This window comes from Modestobacter sp. SYSU DS0511 (genome assembly GCF_054050755.1).
Genome location: NZ_JBJGZY010000004.1, coordinates 150,443 through 156,606, shown reverse-complemented (window position 1 = coordinate 156,606; position 6,164 = coordinate 150,443). Strand labels below are relative to the sequence as shown.

General features: G+C 73.7%; 5 protein-coding genes. 1 reads left to right on the top strand and 4 read right to left on the bottom strand.

All coding sequences use genetic code 11. From position 1 onward, the window contains the following. Window positions 1-132: 132 nt before the first annotated feature. From ACI783_RS03820 to ACI783_RS03805, 4 genes are all read right to left on the bottom strand, one after another. On the bottom strand, window positions 133-2,355 hold the full coding sequence (locus tag ACI783_RS03820) for a transglycosylase domain-containing protein (protein WP_457139198.1): 2,223 nt from the start codon (window positions 2,353-2,355) through the stop codon (window positions 133-135). Between the two features lie 120 nt (window positions 2,356-2,475). After that, the gene (locus ACI783_RS03815) at window positions 2,476-3,534 is read right to left on the bottom strand and encodes a fatty acid desaturase (protein WP_457139197.1); all 1,059 of its coding nucleotides are present in this window, start codon (window positions 3,532-3,534) and stop codon (window positions 2,476-2,478) included. Between the two features lie 141 nt (window positions 3,535-3,675). After that, window positions 3,676-4,884: an ArsA family ATPase gene (locus ACI783_RS03810; RefSeq protein ID WP_457139196.1), complete on the bottom strand. Its 1,209-nt coding sequence runs from the start codon at window positions 4,882-4,884 to the stop codon at window positions 3,676-3,678. Next, on the bottom strand, window positions 4,881-5,873 hold the full coding sequence (locus ACI783_RS03805; protein ID WP_457139195.1) for an ArsA-related P-loop ATPase: 993 nt from the start codon (window positions 5,871-5,873) through the stop codon (window positions 4,881-4,883). The genes ACI783_RS03810 and ACI783_RS03805 overlap by 4 nt, the downstream gene beginning before the upstream one ends. 118 nt (window positions 5,874-5,991) lie before the next feature. Here ACI783_RS03805 and ACI783_RS03800 point away from each other — a divergent pair, with 118 nt between their 5' ends. Then, on the top strand, window positions 5,992-6,162 hold the full coding sequence (locus ACI783_RS03800) for a hypothetical protein (protein WP_166521355.1): 171 nt from the start codon (window positions 5,992-5,994) through the stop codon (window positions 6,160-6,162). Window positions 6,163-6,164: the final 2 nt, after the last annotated feature.

Here is a 6,164-nt window from a genome sequence, read left to right as displayed (position 1 = left end):
CCCCCCCCCCCCCCCCCCCCCCCCCCCCCCCCCCCCCCCCCCCCCCCCCCCCCCCCCCCCCCCCCCCCCCCCCCCCCCCCCCCCCCCCCCCCCCCCCCCCCCCCCCCCCCCCCCCCCCCCCCCGCCGGTCGTTCAGTCGGTCGGTTCCCCGCCGGTCTCCGCGGGCGGGTCGGCCGGCGGCGGGTCGGCCGGGGGAGCCGGCTCGGACGACGGCGCCGGGGGTGCGCTGGAGCTGGACGCCGGTGCCCGCCGCTGGGTGCTGGTATCGCGGTCGTCGGACTGCGTCCGCTGGGTCCTCGGGGGCGCCGGGACCATGCCGCTGCCCTTGGTGCCGGCAGCGACGGCGGGGTCGGCCGGCGGGAGCTCCCGGGTCGGTCCCTGGTCCAGGATCGGCTTCATGGCGTCGTGCCAGATCTGCGCCGGCCGGCCACCGCCGTAGCTGCCGGCGTCCTGCTTCTCCTTGGGGTTGTAGATCATCACGCTGGCCGCGTAGTCACGCATGAACCCGACGAACACCGCCGAGTCGCGGTCCTGCGAGGTGCCCGTCTTGCCGGCGATCTCGTGGCCGGGGACGTTGGCCCGCTGGCCGGTGCCGATGCGGCTCTGCACGTCGGCGGTGAGCGCGTCGGCCAGGGTGTTCGCCACGGCCGGCGGGATCGCCTCGGGGGTGCAGTTGTCCTCCCGCACGACCGGCCGGCCCTCGTCGTCGGTGAGCGGCTCGCCGTTGCGGTCGAGGATCTCCACCACCGGCGTCGGGTCGCACTGGGTGCCCTCGGCCCCGAGCGTCGAGTACGCGCTGGCCAGGTAGAGGGGGCTGGTCTCGAACGGGCCGAGGGTGAACGAGGCCATCTCGCCCTCGATGATGGTCTGCGCCTGCTGCTCCGGCAGGTTCAGCCCCATCCGCTGGGCCATCGTCACCGGGCCGCGGACGCTGCCCAGGGTGTCCTCCATCGCCACGAAGTAGGTGTTGGAGGAGCGGGCCAGTGCGTCGTGCATGGTCAGGTTGGTGGGCAGCGTGCCGACGTTCTCGATCGGGCCGTAGGCCTCGCCGCGGGTGGTGCCGCCGTTCTTCTTGAACACCCGGGAGTAGTACGGGTCGCTGGTGGTGAGCCGGTAGTTGATCCCGTAGCCGGCGTCGAGAGCGGCGGCGGCGGTGAACACCTTGTACGTCGAGCCCGCCCCCTTGCTGGCCGCGACGTTGAGGTTGACCGACTCGCAGGCGGCGTCGACGGCGCGGTCGCAGCCGTACTTGCGGTTCGCGCTCATCGCCAGCACGTGGCCGGTGCCCGGCTCGACGGCGGTGTAGACGGCGGCGAGGGGGTCGCCCATCGGCACGGAGTCGAGCACCGCCTGGTCACCGGCGATCTGCATGTCCGGCCGCAGCGTCGTCCGGATCGTCCAGCCGCCGTTGTCGATGTCGCTCGGCGACAGCCCGAGCGTGCCGGTGAGGTAGCCGTAGAGGTAGTCGCAGAAGAACCCGCCGATGTTGGCGGCGGGGCAGCCGTTGGGCGGGCTGCCGCCCTCGGCGACCGGGATCGGGGAGGCCTGGACCTCGGCGAGCTCCTCGTCGCTGATGTGGCCGAGCTGGTGCATCCGGGCGAGCACCTGGTCGCGGCGCTGCTGGGCGAGCTCCGGATAGTCGATCGGGTTGTTCCGGGGGGTCTGCACCAGGCCGGCGAGCACCGCGGCCTGCGGCAGCTGCAGGTCGATGGCGTCCATGCTGAAGTACTTCTGCGCCGCGGCCTGGATGCCGTACGCCCCGCGCCCGAAGTAGGCGATGTTCAGGTAGCGGGTGAGGATCTCGTCCTTGGAGTACTCCTCCTCCAGGGCGAGGGCCAGCCGCGCCTCGCGCAGCTTGCGGCCCACCGTCTCGTCGAGGGCGGCGTCCCGCTCTTCCTGGGTCTCCGCCGTCTCGACCAGGGTCTGCTTCACCAGCTGCTGGGTGAGCGTCGAACCACCCTCGAGGACCTCACCGGCGGCGATGTTCTTCAGCAGCGCCCGGGTGGTGCCCTCGACGTCCAGGCCGCGGTGGTCGTAGAAGCGCGAGTCCTCGATGTCGACGATCGCCTGCTTCATCACGTCGGAGATCTGGTCGGGCTCGACCGGCGTCCGGTTGTGGTCGTAGAACTGGGTGATCACCGAGTCGTCGGCGGCGAGCACCGTGGTGTTGCCGTTCGGCGTCTTGTCGGTGAGCTCGACCGGCAGGGCGTCGAGCAGGCTCGCCGAGTTGCGGGCGACCAGGCCGGGCCCGCCGACCCAGGGCAGCAGCAGGGCGGCGACCAGGGCACCGGCGACGACGACGGTCGCAGCCAGCTTGACCAGGGCGCCCAGACGGGGGTTCGCAGACTCGGACATCGCGGGCCAAGGTACCTGTCGGCGGCGTGCCCGTGGGGGCCTCGACCGGCGACGCGCGGACGCCGGGCGTGGCGGCCGCGCGTCGCCGTCCGGGCGCGTCGAAGGGGTGGGCCGGCGGGCTCAGGCGGGGTGGTAGCGGTTGGCCCGGGCGAAGGTGCCCATGTCGTTGAACCGGACGCCGTTGGCGGCGAGCACCGGGTGGATGTCCCGCTCCATCAGCTGCCGCACGTAAAAGGGGTCGGCCACGTAGAAGTGGTGGATCGGGTGGGTGCTGCCGAAGTTCAGGCAGAACACCTGGAACGGCGCCAGGTACCACTTGTTGAACACCTGGGTCTGCTGCAGCACGTTCCCCTGCTCGACGTCGCCCTGGTAGTGCATGTTGCTGCTGATGAAGTGCAGGCAGAAGCCGCGCCAGACGTTGGGGCCCACCCAGACGACGGTCAGCACGGTCAGCGCGTGCAGCAGCCCGGCCGGGACGGCGGCGCCGGCCCAGGCGGCCACGTGCAGCGCGAGGAAGCCGTACCAGATGGTGATCGCCACCGGGGTCAGCCCGATGCTGGCCTTGAGGATGGTGCGCCGCCACAGCGCGTCCTCGGCGTCGGCCGGCCGGGTGGTGAGGATCCGGATCAGCGCCGGCACGTAGGGGTCGAGCAGGCTGTAGAGCCGCACGGGGCCCCACGGCTTCCCGTTGGTGATCGACACCTCCTCGATGTCGTCGGGCAGGCCGGACCAGGCGTGGTGCCGCAGGTGCAGGCGGATGCGGTAGACCGGGTTGATCGTGTACGGGCGGATCGCCCAGACGCCGAACAGCAGCGCGTACCGCACGCCCTTGCGACGGCGGAAGTAGAGGGCGTGGATCAGGTCGTGCTCGACCTCGTGCCCGACCGCGGCGAAGGCCGCGGACAGCAGCACCGTCCCGTACCAGGGCAGCACGCCGGTCAGGTAGAGCGCGCCGGAGCCGACGAACCCGGTGACGGCGACGGCGAAGGCGGCCAGCCCGAGCGCGTCCTGGTGCCGCAGCACCGGGTGGTCGCGCCGCAGCTCCTGCGACCGCTGCCGGATCGCGGCGGTGATGATCTTCGTGCGGGCCTTGTCGTCGGCGGAGAGCCCCGTGGTGTCCACCGGGATCTCCACGGGCAGGTCGGCGTCGGGGGCGCCGACCTCAGGGGCTGTGGTCATGCGGCTGCCTCACTCCTCCGGCTGATCGGTCGCGGCGGACCGTGACGGAGTGTGAGGGGTGGGTCCAGCCGCTCGGGTTGCGAGCTCGACACGTTCGGGGTACGTACGTCTGCCGTTCGCTCCGGAGCGTGAGAGCGGCGGTCAGGCCGCCGGGCGGCGGACGGGCAGCACCCGGCTGCGCGGGGTGCCGGTGCCGGTGTCGTCCTCGGCGGCGAGCAGCGCGGAGGCCATCACCCGGAGCCCGTCCAGGTCGTGCACGTCGCCGGCCGCGGCCGGGACGGTGCGCAACGGCACCTCGGGGTGCGCGCTGGTGAACCGGTCGGCCAGCCGCTGCTCCCGGGTGGCCTGCGCCATCCGCTCGGCGTGCACCCGCAGCGCTCCGGCGGCCAGCGCGGCGTCCGGCCCGCCCGCCTCGGCGACCGCCTCGGCCGCGGCCTCGGCGCGGGTGGCCGACAGCCCCGTCGTCGCCGGCGGGTGCGTGCGGTTGAGCACCAGCCCGGCCAGCGGCATCCCCTCGGTCGAGAGCCGGTCGACGAAGTAGGAGGCCTCCCGCAGGGCGTCGGGCTCCGGGGCGGCGACGACGACGAACGCCGTGCCCGGCTGGCGCAGCAGCTCGTAGGTGGCGGTGGCCCGCTCCCGGAAGCCGCCGAACATCGTGTCCAGCGCGGAGACGAACGCGGAGATGTCGTTGAGCAGCTGCCCGCCCAGGATCCTGCTGATGATCCGGCTGAACAGGTTGAAGCCCGCGCCGAACAGCCGGACCCCGGCCCGCCCGCCGGCCCGGGCCGGCGCGGTGAGCAGCCGGATCATCGTGCCGTCGAGGAACCGGCTCATCCGGTTCGGGGCGTCCAGGAAGTCCAGCGCCGAGCGGGACGGCGGGGTGTCGACGATCACCAGGTCCCAGCGGTCGCTGGCCCGCAGCTGGCCCAGCTTCTCCATCGCCATGTACTCCTGCGTGCCGGCGAAGGACGAGGACAGCGCCTGGTAGAAGGGGTTGTCGAAGATCACCTGCGCCCGCTCGGGCGTGGAGTGCGCGGACACGACGTCGTCGAACGTCCGCTTCATGTCCAGCATCATCGCGTTCAGCTCGCCCGAGGCGCCCGGCACCTCGACCCTGCGGGGCTCGTTGTCCAGCTCGACCAGGCCGAGCGACTGGGCCAGCCGGCGGGCCGGGTCGATGGTGAGGACGACGACCTGCCGGCCGGCCTCCGCCGCCGCCAGGGCCAGCGCCGCCGACGTCGTCGTCTTGCCCACGCCGCCGGAGCCGCAGCAGACCACGATCCGGGTGGTCGGGTCGCGGACCAGCCCGGCCAGGTCCATCGCCGGAGCCCGGTGCTGCGGGGCGCTCACGCCGCCGCCCCCGCCGTGAGGTGCCCCTCGAGGCGCTCGGCCAGCTCGAACAGGCAGCCCAGGTCGATCGGCCCCACCGACAGCGGGAGCTCGACCGTCGGCCGGCCCAGCGCCGCGACGTCGTCCCGGAGCGCGTCCTGCGCCGTCCAGCGGCGGGCGTGCTCCACCGCCTCGGCGACCAGCCCCTCGGCCAGCCGCTCACCGCCGGGGAGGTCGGCCGCGGCCAGCGCCGGCGCGAGGTCGGCCGCGCTCAGCCCGCCGTCGGCCGCCCGGGCCAGCGCCTCGGGCGGCAGCAGCGGCTCGCTGGCCATGTTGACGATCACCGAACCGACCGGCAGCCCCGCCTCGCGCAGCTCCCCGATCGCGTCGGCGGTCTCCTGCACCGGCATGTCCTCCAGCAGCGTGACCAGGTGGACGGCGGTCTGCGGCGACCGGAACACCGCCATCACCCCGTCGCTCTGGGTCTTGATCGGGCCTGACCGCGCCAGCCCGGCGACCTCGTTGGTGACGTTGAGGAAGCGGGTGATCCGCCCCGTCGGCGGGGCGTCGACGACGACGGCGTCGTACACCGGCCGGCCGTGCTCGCGGCGGGTGACCGCCTCCTTGATCTTCCCGGTGAGCAGCACGTCGCGCAGGCCCGGGGCGATGGCGGTGGCGAAGTCGATGGCGCCCATCCTGCGCAGCGCGTAGCCGGCCCGCTTCAGGTTGTAGAACATGTCGAGGTACTCCAGGAAGGCCGCCTCGACGTCGATGGCCAGCGCCTTCACCTCGCCCCCGCCGCGCGCGACGGCGACCCGGCGCTCCTCGTAGGGCAGCGGCGGGGTGTCGAACAGCTGGGCGATGCCCTGCCGGCCCTCGGTCTCGACCAGCAGCACGGAGTGCCCGTCGGCGGCCAGTGCCAGCGCGAGCGCGGCGGCCACCGTCGTCTTCCCGGTGCCGCCCTTCCCGGTCACGACGTGGCAGCGCACGGAGCGGGGGTCGGGCGTCACCGGATCAGCGTACGAGTCGAAGGACCCCCCTGCCCCCCAGCGCTCGCAGGCTCACGCCGGGCCCCTGCAGCGGGGCCGTTCCATCCCGTCGCCGGTGGCCCTGCGCTAGCGTCGCGGCATGAGCGAAGCCCGCCGTACCTGGGAGTACGCCACGATCCCGCTGCTGATCCACAACACGAAGGCGATCCTCGACTCGTGGGGCGTCGACGGCTGGGAGCTGGTCACCGTCCTGCAGGGGCCCGGCGGCGGTGACCAGCTGGTGGCCTACCTCAAGCGCCCGACGAGCTGAGG

Coding starts and splice junctions, on each gene's coding strand:
- ACI783_RS03820 (WP_457139198.1), bottom strand. CDS start 2,355: ATGTCCGAGTCTGCGAACCCCCGTCTGGGCGCCCTGGTCAAGCTGGCT.
- ACI783_RS03815 (WP_457139197.1), bottom strand. CDS start 3,534: ATGACCACAGCCCCTGAGGTCGGCGCCCCCGACGCCGACCTGCCCGTG.
- ACI783_RS03800 (WP_166521355.1), top strand. CDS start 5,992: ATGAGCGAAGCCCGCCGTACCTGGGAGTACGCCACGATCCCGCTGCTG.